The 17,444-nt window shown below is 64.3% G+C and carries 16 protein-coding genes; 11 read left to right on the top strand and 5 right to left on the bottom strand.

Going from position 1 to position 17,444, the window contains the following annotated elements:
- Window positions 1–15: 15 nt before the first annotated feature.
- Complete coding sequence (locus ABIB91_RS18870) at window positions 16–1,011, top strand: glycosyltransferase family 2 protein (RefSeq protein WP_354164359.1); 996 nt, start codon at window positions 16–18, stop codon at window positions 1,009–1,011.
- A gap of 8 nt (window positions 1,012–1,019) precedes the next feature.
- Window positions 1,020–1,703 carry a class I SAM-dependent methyltransferase gene (locus tag ABIB91_RS18865; RefSeq protein ID WP_354164356.1) on the top strand — a complete coding sequence of 228 codons (684 nt, stop codon included), beginning with the start codon at window positions 1,020–1,022 and terminating at the stop codon, window positions 1,701–1,703.
- A gap of 1 nt (window position 1,704) precedes the next feature.
- Here ABIB91_RS18865 and ABIB91_RS18860 read toward each other — a convergent pair whose 3' ends face one another.
- Window positions 1,705–3,150, bottom strand: coding sequence for a hypothetical protein (locus tag ABIB91_RS18860; protein ID WP_354164353.1), 1,446 nt, complete (start codon window positions 3,148–3,150; stop codon window positions 1,705–1,707).
- 196 nt (window positions 3,151–3,346) lie between these two features.
- On the opposite strand from ABIB91_RS18860, the gene ABIB91_RS18855 reads away from it, so the two are divergent.
- The 4 genes from ABIB91_RS18855 (at window position 3,347) to ABIB91_RS18840 (ending at window position 9,950) form a co-directional block, all read left to right on the top strand.
- On the top strand, window positions 3,347–3,766 hold the full coding sequence (locus ABIB91_RS18855; RefSeq protein ID WP_354164350.1) for a hypothetical protein: 420 nt from the start codon (window positions 3,347–3,349) through the stop codon (window positions 3,764–3,766).
- A 191-nt stretch (window positions 3,767–3,957) separates the two neighbouring features.
- A complete protein-coding gene (locus ABIB91_RS18850; RefSeq protein ID WP_354164712.1) occupies window positions 3,958–5,613 on the top strand; it encodes a thiamine pyrophosphate-requiring protein in 1,656 nt (551 codons plus the stop codon).
- Between the two features lie 113 nt (window positions 5,614–5,726).
- Window positions 5,727–8,228 (top strand): GAF domain-containing sensor histidine kinase, encoded by a 2,502-nt coding sequence (locus ABIB91_RS18845; RefSeq protein WP_354164347.1) that lies wholly within the window; start codon window positions 5,727–5,729, stop codon window positions 8,226–8,228.
- A 78-nt stretch (window positions 8,229–8,306) separates the two neighbouring features.
- The gene (locus ABIB91_RS18840) at window positions 8,307–9,950 is read left to right on the top strand and encodes an alpha/beta hydrolase (RefSeq protein WP_354164709.1); all 1,644 of its coding nucleotides are present in this window, start codon (window positions 8,307–8,309) and stop codon (window positions 9,948–9,950) included.
- A gap of 3 nt (window positions 9,951–9,953) precedes the next feature.
- Here the strand turns inward: ABIB91_RS18840 and ABIB91_RS18835 are convergent, their stop codons facing one another.
- Both ABIB91_RS18835 and ABIB91_RS18830 read right to left on the bottom strand, forming a co-directional pair.
- Complete coding sequence (locus ABIB91_RS18835) at window positions 9,954–11,534, bottom strand: MDR family MFS transporter (protein WP_354164344.1); 1,581 nt, start codon at window positions 11,532–11,534, stop codon at window positions 9,954–9,956.
- A 155-nt stretch (window positions 11,535–11,689) separates the two neighbouring features.
- Window positions 11,690–12,205, bottom strand: coding sequence for a YcgN family cysteine cluster protein (locus tag ABIB91_RS18830; protein ID WP_219685593.1), 516 nt, complete (start codon window positions 12,203–12,205; stop codon window positions 11,690–11,692).
- A 294-nt stretch (window positions 12,206–12,499) separates the two neighbouring features.
- Here ABIB91_RS18830 and ABIB91_RS18825 point away from each other — a divergent pair, with 294 nt between their 5' ends.
- Genes ABIB91_RS18825 through ABIB91_RS18815 form a run of 3 tightly spaced genes read left to right on the top strand, consistent with a single transcriptional unit; the run spans window position 12,500 to window position 15,957 of the window.
- Entirely contained in the window at window positions 12,500–14,788 is a 2,289-nt protein-coding gene (locus tag ABIB91_RS18825; protein ID WP_027516951.1) for a transglycosylase domain-containing protein, read from the top strand.
- 9 nt (window positions 14,789–14,797) lie between these two features.
- The gene (locus tag ABIB91_RS18820) at window positions 14,798–15,376 is read left to right on the top strand and encodes a DUF1214 domain-containing protein (RefSeq protein ID WP_007593444.1); all 579 of its coding nucleotides are present in this window, start codon (window positions 14,798–14,800) and stop codon (window positions 15,374–15,376) included.
- Window positions 15,373–15,957, top strand: a complete 585-nt coding sequence (locus ABIB91_RS18815) for a DUF1254 domain-containing protein (RefSeq protein WP_106942444.1) — start codon at window positions 15,373–15,375, stop codon at window positions 15,955–15,957. Before ABIB91_RS18820 ends, ABIB91_RS18815 begins: the two co-directional genes overlap by 4 nt.
- Window positions 15,958–16,278: 321 nt before the next feature.
- On the opposite strand, the gene ABIB91_RS18810 is transcribed toward ABIB91_RS18815, so the two are convergent.
- Together ABIB91_RS18810 and ABIB91_RS18805 are read right to left on the bottom strand one after the other, a co-directional pair.
- Window positions 16,279–16,449 carry a hypothetical protein gene (locus ABIB91_RS18810; protein ID WP_007593448.1) on the bottom strand — a complete coding sequence of 57 codons (171 nt, stop codon included), beginning with the start codon at window positions 16,447–16,449 and terminating at the stop codon, window positions 16,279–16,281.
- Between the two features lie 91 nt (window positions 16,450–16,540).
- Window positions 16,541–16,756, bottom strand: coding sequence for a hypothetical protein (locus tag ABIB91_RS18805; protein ID WP_245286123.1), 216 nt, complete (start codon window positions 16,754–16,756; stop codon window positions 16,541–16,543).
- On the opposite strand from ABIB91_RS18805, the gene ABIB91_RS18800 reads away from it, so the two are divergent.
- Together ABIB91_RS18800 and ABIB91_RS18795 are read left to right on the top strand one after the other, a co-directional pair.
- Window positions 16,694–16,858 carry a DUF2933 domain-containing protein gene (locus ABIB91_RS18800; RefSeq protein WP_354164706.1) on the top strand — a complete coding sequence of 55 codons (165 nt, stop codon included), beginning with the start codon at window positions 16,694–16,696 and terminating at the stop codon, window positions 16,856–16,858. The genes ABIB91_RS18805 and ABIB91_RS18800 overlap by 63 nt on opposite strands.
- 15 nt (window positions 16,859–16,873) lie before the next feature.
- Entirely contained in the window at window positions 16,874–17,332 is a 459-nt protein-coding gene (locus tag ABIB91_RS18795) for a hypothetical protein (RefSeq protein ID WP_354164337.1), read from the top strand.
- The last annotated feature ends 112 nt before the right edge of the window (window positions 17,333–17,444 follow it).

Below are 17,444 nucleotides of genomic sequence, written 5' to 3'. Positions count from 1 at the left end.
GTTGGACTCTCTCGCATGGCGGCCAATTTCCAGTCGATCCGCTACAGCCTCGTCATCCCCGTGTTCAACGAGGAATCCGTGTTGCCGGTGCTGCTGCGCAGGCTCGACCTGGTCCTGTCGCGGCTCGATGGGCCGGCTGAAGCGATCTTCGTCGACGACGGCAGCAGCGATTCCAGCTCGATCGTGCTACAGGCGCTCGCCACGCGCGACCCGCGCTTTCGCTATATCGGCCTGTCGCGAAATTTCGGGCATCAGATCGCCATCACCGCCGGCATGGACGCCGCGCAAGGTGAAGCAATCATCGTCATGGATGCCGATTTGCAGGATCCGCCTGAAGTGATCGAGCAATTGATCGCAAAATGGCAGGAAGGCAACGACATCGTCCACGCCCGCCGCCTGTCGCGCGACGGCGAAAGCCGATTCAAACGCGCGACCGCGCATCTGTTCTATCGGCTTCTCGGCAGGATGTCCTCGGTCGGCATCCCCGCCGATGTCGGCGACTTCCGCCTGATCGATCGCAAGGTGCTCGACGCGCTTCGGCAGATGCCGGAGCAAGACCGCTTCGTGCGCGGCATGATCGCCTGGCTCGGCTTCCGGCAGGCCGAGGTCGCCTTCCACCGCCTCGAACGTGCAGCGGGCGAGACCAAATATCCGCTGTTCAAGATGGTGCGGCTCGCGATGAACGCCGCGCTCGGCTTTTCCGATCTGCCCTTGCGCCTGGCAATCTGGTGCGGATTGACGGTCTCGGGTCTGGCACTGCTCTACGGCGGCTGGGTGATCCTGTTGTGGCTCAGCAACGACCGTCACCTCGTCACCGGCTGGTCCTCGACGATGGTCGTCGTGTCCCTGTTGTGTGGAATGAACATGCTGATGACGGGTATCGTGGGGCTTTACGTCGGCCGCATCCATGCCGAGGTGAAACGTCGCCCGCTCTATGTGGTGCAGACACGCGCTGGCTTCGACCGCAACGAGACGGCGGCCGCACCCGCGATCCACGCCGTCAACGAGTGAGCCGGCGCATGACCGAACTCTTTGACGGTTATCACGACAACTACCGTGACGTGGTCCAATCCTCGATCGACTTCTCCGGCTTGCCGCATCACTTCTTCATGCGCGCCAAGGCCGATCTCCTGGGCAATCTGATCGCGCAGCGGCTCGACAAGGAGGGGCCCGACATGCTGGACGTCGGCTGCGGCGTGGGCAGCCTTCATCCCCTGCTGCACGGCATGGTCGGCCGCTTGAGCGGGATCGACGTTTCTTCGGCCAGCCTGGCGCAGGCACGCGCTGACAACGGCAAGGTCGACTACCGTGAGTTTGACGGCCGCACCTTTCCTTTCGACGATGCCAGCTTCGATCTGGTCACCGCCGTCTGCGTGATGCACCACGTCGTGCCGGCCGAATGGGCGCAATTCATCGCCGAGATGCGGCGCGTGACGCGACCCGGGGGACTCGTCTGCGTCATCGAGCACAATCCATACAACCCGCTGACCCGCCTTGCCGTCGCGCGTTGTGAGTTCGACCGGGACGCCGTCCTGCTCGGGGCCGGCACAACCCGAAAATTGATGGCTGCCGGCGGCTTGCGCGAGATCGGTGCGCGCCATTTCCTGCTGCTGCCCTGGGACACCAAGCCGGCACGGCGCCTCGAAGCGACCCTGAGCGGCGTGCCGCTCGGCGGCCAATACGCCGCCTTCGGGACCGCTTGATCTATTTTTGCGGCATATCTCGCCGCTTGTGCACGACCGCCACGTCGTCGCTGTAGACGCGCTGCCATTGGGGCAGCCGGTCCAGCATCGCTATCGCCGGCGTTCCCGGCGCGAGCAGCGTTGCGCCGATGTTGTATTCGTCGAGCAACTTGAGAAAGTCGCCGAGATCGACCAGCGCCAGGGCACGATTGTAGCGGTTGATGAACGCTCCCCCGTACAGTTCACCGCGACCGTCGACAAAGGTGGGAATGCCGGCAAAGATCAAATAGCCGCCAAAGGAATAATCGTTGAGCACGTGCCCCGCCGTGGCGAGGTTGGCTTCAGCGTTGGCAGCCTGAGGGGTAATGGCCGGAGCCGGTCGTATGTCACGCGCCAGCGTCGCCCCGCTCACCACGATCAACACACCCAGCGTGGCCAGGTTCAGGCCGCGTGACGAGCCGGGAGCATCTTCTCCCACCGGTCCGCCGAACGTCCGCCCCAGCGGAGCCGCCAGATAGAGCGGCGCCAGCATGGCCAGCAGATCCGCATTGCGGATCTGGGCCAGCGCGAAATGCAGCAAGCCGATCACGACCAACGCACGCACGACCGGCAGCGTCACGCCACGCGAGAGCGCGAAGATGCCGGCCAGCAGCAGCAATTCGAAGAAGCCTATGTGGCTGAAATCCTGCGGCCGCCATTCCGCGATCCAACCGAGCGCGGGGCCGAGGCCGAGCGTCGTCAGCGGCATCAGCAGCGGTTCCGGCCCGTAGGGCGTCAGGCAGGACGCCGCGACCGCGAGCGCGGTGAACGGCAGCCACCGCAGGAACACGCGTAGCCATTCGCTACGCTTCTCGCGCAGCAGCGCCTCAAAGCCCGCAGGGCCGATCAGTCCAAGCGCCAGCACCACACTGCCGTGGAGATTGGCCCACACGACCAGCAGCGGAAGGGCCCAGTACGGCGGAGGTCCTCCACGATCCATGCAGCGTACCAGGGCAGCCGCCCATGTCACCATCAGCGGCAGCACCAGCACGTGTGGCCGCGCCAGCATATGCGGCGCCAACAGGATGACGGCCGCGATCACCATGAGCAGCGTCTGGGTCGGCGAAAGCTCGCGCAGCAGGAAGAACGTGAACAAACCAAAGGCGAGCGCTATCGCCGCGGCAGCGACGACGAGGACGCCTTGCCAGCCGGCAAGCGCGTAGGCACCGGCGTAGATGATCTCCGAGAGCCATTCGAAGGTGATCCAGGGCGCGCCGTGCCTCGAAAAGGAAAATGGGTCAGTCGCCGGCAGCATGCCGTGCGCGATGATCCAGCGCCCGACTTCGATGTGCGAATAGCTGTCGGGATCATTGAGCAGCCGCGGTCCAAGAATCAGCAACAGGGCATATACCCCAAGGCTCACCAGCCAGGGAAGCGCAGCACGCGCCGAAAACGGTTGAACCTCGCTGTGGACGACCTGGTCACTCATGGCGAGCGCAAGTTAGGGCGCAAGCGTTAAATTCCTCTTTGACTTCACCGCGCCTGGCTTGGTGCGGCGGGCCGGTCACGCTTTGTGAACTATACTCCCGGCTGCGAAATCCAGGCTGCGGCGCTTTGACGACCATGTGGGTCCTGATACGCTTCACACTGTCAATCCACCAACCACAGCTGCTTGAAGGACGCGGATGAGAAGCGTGATGCTCCTGGCTTTCAGCCTCATCGTTGTCGGCGTCTGGTCGCAGGACAGCGCAAGAGGACAGACTTCGGCCGCCCCGCCGGTTTCGCTTTCTCCGCCCAATGCATCGCCGCCGCATGCGGGCGCCAAAAATTCCAGACCTCCGCCGGCAGCATCCATCAGAGAAGCTTCGCCGCCGGTGATCGGCGGGCTTCCATCGGCGCCGAACCCGGCCGCCGACTACGATGGCTTCAGCTTAGGCCCCGGCGAGGGCAATGACACCTCGAGCCAAGTGGTGCCGCCTGTGAGGTCACGCACGGCGAAGGGCTCCAGGGCCGATCCGGGTGCTAAAGGCGCCGCTGAGCAATTGATCGATCAAGAAGACGAGGCGTTGAAACGCAAGCTGAGGATCTGCCAAAGCTGCAAGTAGCGGTCGTAGCGGATGGAGCGCAGCGAAATTCGTCACTGGTATATCCGGTGGAACGGCCCCGGATTGCGCTATGCTCCATCCGGGCTACGGCAACCTGCTGCATAGCTGACCTACCGCGACTCTCATCGCCCGCGCTTTACCCTTTCCCCGATTCCTGATCCTCTCTTCCCTAATCGGCCGGACCAACCGGCCTGCCCAGGGAGAGAAACGCCATGAAGCTCGGCACCGCGATTGCGGAAATCATGAAGCGCGAGGGGATCGAGATCCTCTGCGGTTATCCGGTCAATCATCTGATCGAGCATGCGGCCAAGGCCGATATCCGGCCCGTGATGGTGCGGCAGGAGCGCGTCGGCATCCACATGGCGGATGCGATCTCGCGGGTGACATCGGGACGCTCGATCGGCGCGTTCTGCATGCAGCACGGCCCCGGCGCGGAGAACGCGATGGGCGGCGTCGCGCAATGCTACGGCGAATCCGTTCCCGTGCTGGTACTGCCGATGGGCTATCAGCGCAGGCTCGCGCATATCGAGCCGAACTTCAATTCGAGCGAAGCGATGAAGGCGTTTTCGAAATCGTCGGAGCCAATCATCCTGGCCGCGGAAGTCGCCAACATCTTTCGTCGCGCCTTCACCAAGCTGAAGAACGGCCGCGGCGGGCCTGTCATCGTCGAGATCCCCGCCGATATGTGGAACGAGGACGTGCCGGAGCCGCTGAACTATACGCCGGTGCTGCGCACCCGCTATGGGGCGGATCCTATTCATGTGAAGGAGGCGGCCCACCTGCTCGTCAACGCCAAGCGCCCGGTGATCTATGCCGGCCAGGGCGTGCATTACGCGCAGGCATGGCCGCAATTGAAACGGCTGGCCGAACGGCTCGCCATTCCCGTGACGACCAGCCTTGGGGGCAAATCGTCCTTTCCGGAAACGCATCCGCTCTCGCTCGGCTCCGGCGGCCTTGCGGTGCCGCGCGCGGTGCCGAAGTTCCTGGCCGAGGCCGACGTCATTTTCGGCATCGGCTGCTCCTTCACTGAAACAAGCTTCGGCGTCGCGATGCCGAAAGACAAAACCATCATCCACTCCACGCTCGATCCGAACCATCTCAACAAGGACGTGGAAGCCAGGATCGGCCTGGTCGGCGATGCCGGGCTCGTGCTCGACGCGCTGCTGGAGGAGATCGGCAAGACCGTCAGCGCGGATCGGGACGCATCGGCGGTCGCGGCCGAGATCGCGGCCTCGCACAAGGAGTGGCTGGCGAAATGGATGCCGAAGCTCACCAGCAATGATGCGCCCTTAAGCCCCTATCGCGTGCTGTGGGACCTGCAACACACCGTCGACATCGGCAATACCATCATCACCCACGATGCCGGCAGCCCGCGCGACCAGCTCTCGCCGTTCTGGAAGTCGATCGAGCCGCTCACCTATCTCGGCTGGGGCAAGACGACGCAGCTCGGCTACGGCCTTGGGCTAGCCATGGGCGCGAAACTCGCAAAACCCGACAAGCTCTGCATCAATGTCTGGGGCGATGCCGCGATCGGCTTCACCGGCACGGATTTCGAGACCGCGGTGCGCGAGCGCATTCCGATCATGTCGATCCTGCTGAACAATTTCTCGATGGCGATCGAATTGAAGGTGATGCCGGTTTCGACCGAAAAATACCGGTCGACCGACATTTCCGGCGACTACGCCGCGATGGCGCGCGCCTTCGGCGGCTATGGCGAGCGGGTGACGAGACCTGAGGACATCATCCCCGCGATCAGGCGCGGCATCCAGAAGACGCAGGAAGGCATTCCCGTGCTGCTGGAGTTCATCACCAGCAAGGAGACCGAGGTGTCGCGGCCGGGCACGTGAAGCGGACCGGATTCTGGCAGCAAACTCGCTATCGCGGACGCTGGCTCCGGCCGCAGGAGATGTGATAATCCGCCCTGGTGCCGCGCTTGTCGCGGCATCAAGCCGGATTGCGAATGACCGCCCCTTCCAACGACATCGCGGAACTTGAGCGCCTGTTACAGGCGGCCACAGCCGAGAACGCGCAGCTTCGCAGTGAGCTCGCGATTGCGCGCGATCATCAAAGCGCCAGCGCCGGGATTCTGCGCACCATCGCGGCCTCTCCGTCCGATGCCCGGCCGGTCTTCGAGGCGATCGCGTCCAGCTCCCGGCGTTTGCTCGGCGGCTTCTCCGCCACCGTGCTTCAGTTCATCGATGACGAGCTCCACCTCGTGGCGTTCACACCAACGAGCACCGAGGCGGACGAAGGGCTGAAGGCGTCGTTCCCGCGCAAGATTGCCGACTTTCCGACCTTCGCGCTGGTGCGCGGCGGCGAGACGATCCAGTTTCCCGATAGCGAAGCCGCGGAGGTCCCGGAGCTGAACCGGAACCTTGCGCGGCTGCGCGGCTTTCGCAGCGTGCTGTTCATGCCGCTGATGAATCGGGGGACGCCAGTCGGCGTGATCAGCGTAACTCGTGCCGAGCCCGGCGCGTTCGCAGCCGACCTCGTGCAGCTGCTCCAGACCTTTGCCGACCAGGCGGTGATTGCGATCGAGAACGCGCGGCTGTTCAACGAGACGCGCGAGACGCTGGAGCGCCAGACCGCCACCGCCGACATTCTGAAAGTGATGGCCGCCTCGCCGTCTGACGTACAGCCGGTGTTCGACGCCATCGCCGCCAACGCCAACCGGCTGATCGGCGGCTTCTCCACGGCAGTCCTGCGCTACATCGACGGCGCCGCGCATCTTGCGGCGTTCACGCCGACCGATCCGGCCGGCGATCGCGTGCTGCAGTCCTCGTTCCCGGTGCCATTCGCGCAGTTCCCGCCCTACCGGCTGGTGGCCGGTGGTGTGGCGGCGCAATTGCCCGACACCGAGGTCGAACCGGCAGCCCGCGACATCGCACGCGCCCGTGGCTACCGCAGCATGCTGTTCGCTCCCTTGATGAGCGACGGTGAGGCCATCGGCGTCATCATCGCCACGCGGCGCGCGACCGGCGCGTTCGGCGAGCATCATGTGCGGCTGTTGCAGATCTTCGCCGACCAGGCGGTGATCGCGATCAAGAATGTCAGCCTGTTCAACACCACGAGGGAAGCGCTGGAACGGCAGACCGCGACCGCCGACATCCTCAAGGTGATCGCGGCCTCTCCCGCGGATGTGACGCCGGTGTTTCAGGCGATCTCCGACAGCGCCAAGTCCCTGGTCGGCGGACATTCCTCTACCGTCACGCGCGTCATCGACGGCCTGCTGCACCTGGCCGCCTTCAGCACCGACAACGAAGCCGGCAACGAAGAGCTGCTCAGCTCGTTCCCGACGCCGCTGTCGGCATCCGGCATTCACAGCCGGGTGGCAAGAAGCGGAGAGTTCGCATTCCGCAGCGACATGCAGAACGAGCCCGACCTTACGGACGCCATGAGAGAGCTGGCGCGGACGCGAGGTTATCGCAGCATCCTCGTGATCCCAATGCTGCGCGACGGCGTCGCGATCGGCACGATCGGCGTGACGCGGCCGGAGGCCGGTCCCTTCCCGGACAAGGCGATCGCGCTGCTCAAGACCTTTGCCGACCAGGCCGTGATCGCCATCGAGAACACGCGCCTGTTCAACGAGGTGCAGGATCGCACCAGGGAATTGGCCAAATCGCTCGACGATTTGCGCGCAGCCCAGGACCGGCTGGTCCAGACCGAGAAGCTGGCGTCGCTCGGCCAGCTCACCGCCGGCATTGCGCACGAGATCAAGAACCCGCTCAACTTCGTCAACAATTTTGCATCGCTCTCCGCCGAGCTGACGGACGAGCTGAACGATGCGCTCGCGCCTGTCCCGTTCGCTGACAATGTCCGCAGCGAGGTCGACGAGCTGACCGGACTGTTGAAGGACAATCTCGCGAAAATCGTGCAGCATGGCAAGCGCGCCGACTCCATCGTCAAGAACATGCTGCTGCATTCCCGCGAGGGCGGCGGCGAGCATCGACTGAGCGACATCAACGCGCTGGTCGAGGAGAGCCTCAACCTGGCGTATCACGGCGCACGCCCCGAGAAGCCGCAGTTCGACGTGACGCTGAAGCGCGAGCTCGATCCAGCGGCCGGGCAAGCGGAAGTGTTTCCGCAGGAGATCACCCGGGTGCTGCTGAACCTGATCTCGAACGGCTTCCACGCGGTGGCCAAGCGCAAGTCGGATGACGGCGCCGCCGATTACGAGCCGGTGGTGATCGCCGCGACACGCGACCGCGGCGACAGCATCGAGATCCGCATCCGCGACAATGGCACCGGCATTCCGCACGAGGTGAAGGAAAAAATGTTCGATCCATTCTTCACCACCAAGCCGGCCGGTGAAGGCACCGGCCTCGGATTGTCGATGAGCCACGACATCGTCGTGAAGCAGCACGGCGGCACCATCGACGTCGCGACGGAGCCGGGCAAGTTCACGGAATTCACGATCCGGCTGCCGCGACAGAGCAGCCTTTCAGACCAGAACAAGAGATAGACTCGCCCGGAGGATGCCTTGACGAATCTGGCTTGGCTCGTTCGACGACAATTGCTCTCGCTGTCCGGTGTCGGCCTCATGCTGGGCGCTCTGTTCTTTGCGGCCGCACTGACGCCGACGCTGATTCCGCGGAGCTATCTCACGCAAGGCGCGCTTGCCGGCGGCTGTTTTGCGATCGGCTATTTCGCCGGCGTGCTGTGGCGCCGGCTATGGCACTATCTCGAATTGCCCGAACCTTCGCCGCGGGCGAGGTCGATTGCGAATGCGCTGGTCACGGCCGGTTGCCTGCTGGTCGTCGTTATCTTCCTGCGGCGAACCGCCGAATGGCAGAATTCGATCCGCACAGTGATGAAGATGACGCCGGTCGAGACCGCGCATCCGCTCAAGGTCTGCGTCATCGCCCTGATCACGTTCGCCGTGCTGCTGGTGCTGGGGCGGCTGTTCGTGTTTGTCGCCCGCTTCCTCGCCGTGCGCATAAAGCACGCCATTCCGCGGAAGCTCGCCAACGTGCTCGGCGTGCTGATCGCAGGCCTGCTGTTCTGGTCGATCGCCAGCAACGTCCTGGTCCGGACCGCGTTCAACGCGCTCGACTCCTCCTTCCGCGAACTCAACGCCCTGCAAGAGCCAGAGCGGCCGCAACCGGCCGCCCACGATCGAACCGGAAGTTCTGCCTCGCTGGTGAAGTGGCAGGAACTCGGGCGCATGGGGCGCCGGTTCATTGCCTCAGGCCCGACCGCGACGGAGATCAGGGCCGTTACGGGACAGCCCGCGCAGAATCCCGTGCGCGTCTATGTGGGCCTCGGCAGCCGCGACACGGCGCAGGCGCGCGCCAGGCTTGCGCTCGACGAGCTCAAGCGCCAGTACGGCTTTGAACGCAAGGTCCTGATCGTCGTCACACCGACCGGGACCGGCTGGGTCGATCCATCCGCGATGGATACGGTGGAATATCTCCATTATGGCGATGTCGCGAGCGTCGCGATGCAATATTCCTATCTCAATAGCCCGCTGTCGCTGCTGTTTCAGCCCGAATACGGAGTGGAGGCCTCGCGTGCGCTGTTCACCGAAATCTACGGCTACTGGACGAGCTTGCCCAAGGACAAGCGGCCAAAGCTGTATCTGCACGGGCTCAGCCTCGGTGCCATGAACTCGGAAAAATCCGCAGAATTGTTCGAGACAATCGGCGACCCCATCGCCGGCGCGCTATGGAGCGGAGCGCCATTCGAGAGCCGCATCTGGCGCTCGATTACCGATAACCGCAATCCAGGATCACCGGCCTGGCTGCCGGAATTCCGCGACGGCCGCTTCGTGCGCTTCATGAACCAGAACGGGCCGACGGTGGCGCCGGATACGCCCTGGGGCCCGATGCGCGTGGTCTATTTGCAATACGCCAGTGACGCGATCACATTCTTCGCCTACCGCGACGCCTATCAGGCGCCGGCCTGGATGAATGCGCCGCGCGGGCCTGACGTATCACCGGAGCTGCGATGGTATCCTATCGTGACGATGCTGCAGCTCGCCCTCGACATGGCGGTCGCAACCAACACGCCGATGGGTTTCGGCCATGTCTACGCACCCGAACACTACGTCGATGGCTGGGTCGCGGTCACAGCTGTCGGCGATTGGTCTGCCGAAGCGCTCGCACGGCTCAAGCAGCAGCTCGCAGCGAAAGCGCGGAAGACGGGCGCGGGCAATGGCGACGACGATCCCGATCGCGGTGGCTAACCCCTACTCCGCCATCTCCACCTGCTGCGTGACGGACGGACCGGCCAGCGGCCGCTCCTCCATCATGATCAGGCAGAGCGCGGCGCCGGCCATCAGCGCTGTCGCGGCGCCGAAGACGTAGCGGAACGCATGCCGCATGTCGTCGGCGCGAATCGCATTGACAGCGCCGTGATGTTCGCCGGCGAGCGGAACGTCGGCACCGAGCGCGATGAGCAGGATGGCCGCGAACGCCGCGACCGTGAACGAGGACATCAGCGAGCGGAAGAAGTTCAACGCGCCCGTGATGGTGCCGATCTGCGGGCGGGCGACCGAATTCTGCACCGAGACCACGCAGACCGGAAAGGTGGTGCCGAGGCCAAGCGCAAACGCAGCCATCAGCGTCAGCAGTGCCCAGAGCGGCAACGTCGTCAACGTGAGGCCGAGGCCGCACAGCGCAGCCCAGGACGTTCCGACGATGGCGACCCGCTTGTAGTGCTTGGCCCGCGCCATGGTGCGACCGGCGATGGCCGCGCCGCAGGTCGAGACCGCCGCGAGCGGAATCAGCGCGAGGCCCGCTTCGCTGGCGCTGAGGTGATAGACCGCCTCGTAATAGAGCGGCAGCTGCACTGTGAGGCCCGTGATCGCACCGAGCGCGCAACCGCCGGCCGTCAGCCCGAACGGCACAACCGATCCTCCGAGCAGCGGCAGCGGCAGGAACGGCTCGTCCGCGCGGCGTGCGTGCCACACGAAGGTGACCGCGAGCGCGACGGCGCCGCCCACCATCGCAAGCACGGTTGGCGAGAGCCACGGGAAGCGCGTGCCGCCCCAGGTCAGCACCAGCATGAAGACCACGGCGGAGGCCATCAGCAGCACGCCGCCGAGCCAGTCGACCTTGCGCTTGCGGTGGAACACCGGAATCTTCTTCATCCTGGGCAGCAGCAGCGCGATCGCCGCGGCCGCGAGCGGCACATTGATCCAGAAGATCATCGACCAGTGCAGATGCTCGGCGAACACGCCGCCGATGACCGGGCCGAGAATGCCGCCGACCATCCAGACGCTGGAGAAATAGGCTTGATATTGGCCGCGCTCGCGTGGGCTCACGACGTCGGAGATCACGGTCTGCACGACAGGCATGATGCCGCCGCCACCGAGCCCCTGGAGACCGCGTGCAAGAATCAGCATCGGCAGGTTCGGCGCGATCGCACACAGCACCGAGCCCGCGACGAACAGGCTGAGCGAGATGATGATCATCACGCGGCGTCCGTAGATGTCGCTGAGCGTGCCGAATACCGGCGCGACTGCGGTCGAGGCGAGCAGATAGGCGGTGATGACCCAGGAGAGATTGGAGACGTCGTGGAACTGGCGCCCAATGGTCGGCAGCGCGGTTGCGACGATGGTCTGGTCGAGGGCTGCCAGAAACATCGTCAGCATCAGGCTGATGACGATGGTGCGGACCTCGTCCTGCGACAGCGGTGCCGGCGGCGCGAGCGAGGGAGCGTCGTCGACGCTCAAGACCTCGCTCGAAAGGCGGGACAATTCCTCGGCGATATCGTCGGGCAATGTTTGGGTGTCGGCAGAACTGCTCTGCCGCTCGAACTTGTTCATCTCGATCGGAAGCCATGAGGCGGCCCAACGCCGCGAAGGATTCGTTCTATGCAGCCAATGTAGACAGCAAAGTTCTTCTCAGGCAGGCACCGCGGTGCATGGGAGCATCCCACCCCACGGCCATCCCGAAGACGTGATCTATCTGGTGCGACGGATCAGTCCTTCGGACGTCGCTTCAGGCGGGCCCGTTTCGGCAGCTGCGCCGGCCATTGCACGATGTGGTTCTCGAGCTCATCGTCCGGGATCTCCACCTCGCTGCCTTCGACCCGACCGCGTACGGAGACGCCGGCCTCATGCACGGTATTGGGATCGCCTGACACCAGCGGATGCCACCAATAGAGGTCGCGCCCTTCCGCCACGAGCTTGTAGCCGCAGCTCGGCGGCAGCCAGTTCAGGGTGCGGACATTGGCCGGGGTCAGGCGGACGCAGTCCGGAACCTTGTCGGAACGATTCGCATAGTCCTTGCAGCCGCAGGTCACTCCATCGAGCAGCTTGCAGCCGACATGGGTGAAATAGATGTCGCCGGTGCCCTCTTCCTCGAGCTTGTTCAGGCAGCAGCGGCCGCAGCCGTCGCACAGGCTCTCCCATTCGGGCCCCGACATCTCTTCCAACGTCTTGGTTTTCCAGAAGAATCCTTCCTGGCCTGAAGGTCGTTTGGGAGCTGCGGTCATGCGCCTCAACAAAAGTTCGAAAGAGCTACGGTTGGTGCCATCTAGGGCGTGCGGCCGTGGGGCCGCAAGCGACGCCCGCGTGAGGCCCGTAATGAACCGGGGTCAATTAGGCCTGTTGTTCAAAATCGCAAGCGTGACCATTGGTTTATAGGCCCTGCTCGGCTAGAAGGAACAGCAAGTCCCCACCGTCGCTGGCCGGGCGCCTTGGGTTTGCCGCAACACTCCCGCAAGACGTCTCGATGCCGCCCCGGCGGGGTGCTTGAACGCTTTCGAACCAAGCCGCAAGGGTTCTAGGTGCGCCAGATCATACCACCGCATTGGAAGGCCCGGATCCGGAATTTCTTCCTGGATCTCGATGCGCGCATCGACTCCTCGCTGTTCTCCTCGGCCAAGGGCATCCGCGAGCTCTACGAGCGCTACTCGACCTTCATGGACCGCTTCTATGTCGGGCGGTGGAAGCGCTGGGTGTTCATCGAGCCGCTGTCGGAAGCTGCGACCCTCGGCCTCGGCGGCCTGGTGGTGATGCTGACCCTCGCCATCCCGGCCTTCCGCGAGACCGCGGACGAGGACTGGCTGAAGAAGTCCGACCTCGCGGTGACCTTCCTCGACCGCTACGGCAACCCGATCGGCAGCCGCGGCATCAAGCACAACGACTCGATCCCGCTGGAAGATTTTCCGGACGTGCTGATCAAGGCGACGCTCGCGACCGAGGACCGCCGCTTCTACGAGCATTTCGGCATCGACATCGCCGGCACCGCACGCGCGCTCGTCACCAACGCCCAGGCCGGCGGCGTCCGCCAGGGCGGCTCGTCGATCACCCAGCAGCTCGCCAAGAACCTGTTCCTGAGCAACGAGCGCACCATCGAGCGCAAGGTCAACGAAGCCTTCCTCGCGGTCTGGCTGGAATGGCGCCTGACCAAGAACGAGATCCTCAAGCTGTATCTCGACCGCGCCTATATGGGCGGCGGCACCTTCGGCGTCGACGGCGCCGCGCATTTCTACTTCAACAAGTCGGCACGCGACGTGACGCTCGCCGAGGCCGCGATGCTCGCCGGCCTGTTCAAGGCGCCGACCAAATACGCGCCCCACATCAACCTGCCCGCTGCCCGCGCCCGCGCCAACGTCGTGCTCGACAACCTCGTCGACGCCGGCTTCATGACCGAGGGCCAGGTGTTCGGCGCCCGCCGTAATCCCGCCTTCGCGGTCGACCGCCGCTACGAGGCGTCGCCGAATTATTATCTCGACTACGCCTTCGACGAGATGCGCAAGCTGGTCGACACCTTCCCGAAATCCTACACCGAGCGCGTCTTCGTGGTCCGGCTCGCGATCGACACCAATGTGCAGAAGGCGGCGGAAGACGCGGTCGAGAACCAGCTGCGCCAGTTCGGCCGCGACTATCACGCGACGCAGGCCGCGACCGTCGTCTCCGATCTCGACGGCGGCATCCGCGCCATGGTCGGCGGCCGCGACTACGGTGCCAGCCAGTTCAACCGCGCCACCGACGCCTATCGCCAGCCGGGCTCGTCGTTCAAGCCTTACGTCTACACAACCGCGCTCCTCAACGGCTTCACGCCGAATTCGATCGTGGTCGACGGCCCGGTCTGCATCGGTAATTGGTGCCCGCAGAACTATGGCCATTCCTATTCCGGCGCAGTGACGCTGACGCAGGCGATCACGCGCTCGATCAACGTTGTACCCGTCAAGCTGTCGATCGCGATCGGCCAGAAGGAGCAGCCGAAGGCGCCGAACCCGGCCAAGATCGGCCGCGCCAAGATCGTCGAGGTCGCGCGCCGCTTCGGCCTCAAGGCGCCGCTGCCCGACACGCCGTCGCTGCCGATCGGCTCGGACGAAGTCACCGTGCTCGAGCACGCGGTGGCGTATGCGACCTTCCCCAACCGCGGCAAGGCGGTGACGCCGCATTCCGTGCTGGAAGTGCGCACCGGCGCCGGAGATCCGGTCTGGCGCTGGGACCGCGACGGGCCGAAGCCGCGCCAGGCCATTCCCGCCTCCGTGGCCGCCGACATGGCCGGCATGATGAGCCACGTCGTCAGCGAAGGCACCGCGCGCCGCGCAGCGCTCGACGGCATTCCGACCGCGGGCAAGACCGGCACGACCAATGCGTATCGCGACGCCTGGTTCGTCGGCTACACCGGCAATTTCACCTGCGCGGTCTGGTACGGCAATGACGACTATTCGCCGACCAACCGCATGACCGGCGGCTCGCTGCCGGCGCAGACCTGGCACGACATCATGCTCGCGGCGCATCAGGGCGTCGAGGTCCGGGAAATCGCCGGCATAGGCATGGGCCAGAAGCTGCCGCCCGAGCGGATCGCCAACGCGCAGGCCAATGCGGCGCCGAAGGTGCTGGAGACCAAGCCCGGTCCGCCGCCGGTATTGACCAAGCGCGGCGCTGACGTTTTGGTGCGGGTCGAGAAGCTGCTGGATGACGCGGCCCGGACCGCGACCAAATCGGCCGCCACCGACCCCAAGCAAGCCAAACCGGCATCGTCCACGAGCGCGCTCGCCTTCCCGCAGAACTATGCGGAAGAGAATGCGAACGCATCCGCTCCGCGCAAGAACTGATCGAAACCAGTGCGGCTGATCCTGATCACATTGACGGCCCTTCTGCTCGCAACCGTGGTGGGCGTCGGCGCGACCTGGATGACGACGACGCGCGGCACCGAGATCGGCGCGCTGACCATCGGCCCGTGGACCGCGCGCCCGCGCACCGGCACCGCCGACGTCGATCCATATTCGCGCGCCACCATCGTGCGCAACGGCGAGCTGCCGATCGGCACCGGCGACGGCGTCGCCTTCACCGCGACCGCCGACGACAAGAAGAAGGTGCTCGACGGCCGCTGCGACGTCGTGGTCTCCGGCGTGACGCCGCCGGCGCGGTTCTGGACGCTGACGCTCTACGACCGCAAGGGTCATCTCGTGCCCAATTCGCTGCAGCGCTACGGCTTCACCAGCCAGGAGATCGTGCGGCAGTCCGACGGCTCGTTCGAGATCCGCATCGCCTCGCGCTCCCGCGCCGGCAACTGGCTGCCGACCGGCGGCATCGAACGCTACGCGCTGATGCTGCGGCTCTACGACACTCCGGTCGGCGTTGCCACACGCACCCAGCGCGATGCGCCGATGCCCACGATCACGACGGCGGGCTGCTCATGATCCGGCTGTTGTTCACCATCGTTGCCGGCGTGGTGCTGGGCCTCGTGGTCCATCTCGTCAGCGTGCTGGCGTTGCCGCGGATCGCGACCCAGGACGCCTATTCGCGTCTGACGCCGATGACCAAGCTCAATGCCGTCACGCAGCTTCCGCTCGCCGATCCGCAGACCTCGCCGATGCCGTTCATGGACCCGGCCTTTGCGCTCGCGATCTGCCGCTACGATCTGTCGAACGGACCGATCAAGCTGACGGTGCCCGTCAGCCAGGCCTACACCTCGGTGTCGTTCTACACCCGCAACGAGATCGCCTATTACGCCATCAACGACCGTTCGGCCGGCAAGAAGGTGATCGAGCTCGACCTGATGACAGAGCCGCAGCACAACGAGCTGCCCGAGGACGAAGAGATCACCGCGGCCGACCGCCTGATCATCGATTCCCCCAGCACCACCGGCCTGATCGTGATGAAGGCGCTCGCCCCCGAGCCTGGCCTGATGCCGCAGGCGCAAGGCTCGCTCGCGGCCGCGAGCTGCGGACCGCAGACCGAGCCGCCCGCCAAGGCGGAAGCACCGCGGGGACGGCGCTGAGGCGCGCAGCTTCGGCGACGCGAAAACAAAAGTCGAAAAACAACCCCATGCACAGTAGCGTTAGCATTGAAATCGTTAGCCATTTTGGTTGTGCCAAATAGGCGTTTGGACCGATACATCCCTGCCCGTCGCGCAGTTCAGCTTTGACTCGTCGGGCAAAACACTGGCAGAATGGGAGCATCGAAAGTTCACCCGCGCGGAGCAATCCGGCGCGGGTTTTTTCATGCCGGGGCAGATTGCCATGATCCGCGGATGGCTATCGTTGCCATAGCAGGCGGGCGGAATGTTCGCGGGAGACGGCAGTAGTTTCTGGTGCCCGCTTCAGGTGCGATGCACCGCTCGCGGTCTAATAACAGCAGGAAGGAGTTGCGGCCAAAGATTGAAGAAGAAGACGTAGATGATCGCAACTGCCCACCCGTAGATCATGCTGGCTGCAAGGCCGTACATGAAGCTGCCGACGGTAATCATCTTGAAACCGGGAAAGACCGCCATCAAACCACCTTCTTGAAATCGCGATTTGACCCACATCAACTGCGGTTGCCGACCGTTGCGGGACCCGACGTTTGATTTGCATCAAGGGCTTTCATGCGAAACCTGCGAGTTTGGTTTTGGTCCTGTTGGCAACAGGGCAATCAGGCAATGGTGCCGTCTTGAGGATGCCGCGATGACCTTGCCGGACCATGTTCACGATCAGTCCGGCGCACGCTGGGGCTTGTCGCGCAATTCCCTCATCGTTATGGGGCTTGCCGTCATCGCGGCAATCTCCGGAGCGCTCCTGTTCACCCAGCATCAGGCTCATGTACTCGGTGCTCTGCTTTGGCTGCCCCTTTTGGCTTGTCCGCTTATGCATTTTTTCATGCACGGTAGGCATCGAGGAGCTGGGGGCCATCACCACGGCTGAATTTGGGGGCGCCCTATGCGCAGCAAAGAATTCGGCTGGTCTGCTTCGTCAATCCTTCTGGGGCTTTCCGGAATCATCCTGATCAGTGTCGGCGGGTATTTCCTTTTCCTTCGGCCTGCGCTGCTGCCGGAGGACATCCGCTACATGAACCTTACGCCTGTCGAGCTGGAATCGATTGGTCCAAGGTTGGCAAGGTGGCTTGCACACGTATTCAACGTATTGGGCGGCTACGTGATGGCGACGGGTGTGCTTACGCTCACTCTAGCCATGACGGCTTTTCGCCAACGAAGTACTTTGGCGCTGGCTGGTGCTATTGTTGCAGGTGTGGTCTCGATAGGCTGGATGGCGGCCGTCAACGTTATGATCAACTCGGACTTCAAATGGGTACTGCTCGGATTTGCGCTCATCTGGGCTGCCAGCATCGCGGCCTTCGCCGCTGAAGTTCGCCGGTTCGACACCAGCCCCGTTTGCTGATGTCCGCTAGGTGTCAGAGGACTAAACCGCTCGCGCGGTAGGCACGACGGCCGGCAGCGCGGCTGAGAGGATAGCGCAACGAGGCGTCCTGTCTTGAGATGAGGGGTTCGCA

The organism is Bradyrhizobium sp. JR4.3 (genome assembly GCF_040547695.1).
GTDB classification, from domain to species: Bacteria; Pseudomonadota; Alphaproteobacteria; order Rhizobiales; family Xanthobacteraceae; genus Bradyrhizobium; species Bradyrhizobium canariense.
Note: the sequence above shows the minus strand (reverse complement) of the source record. Positions and strands in the feature narration are given on the sequence as shown.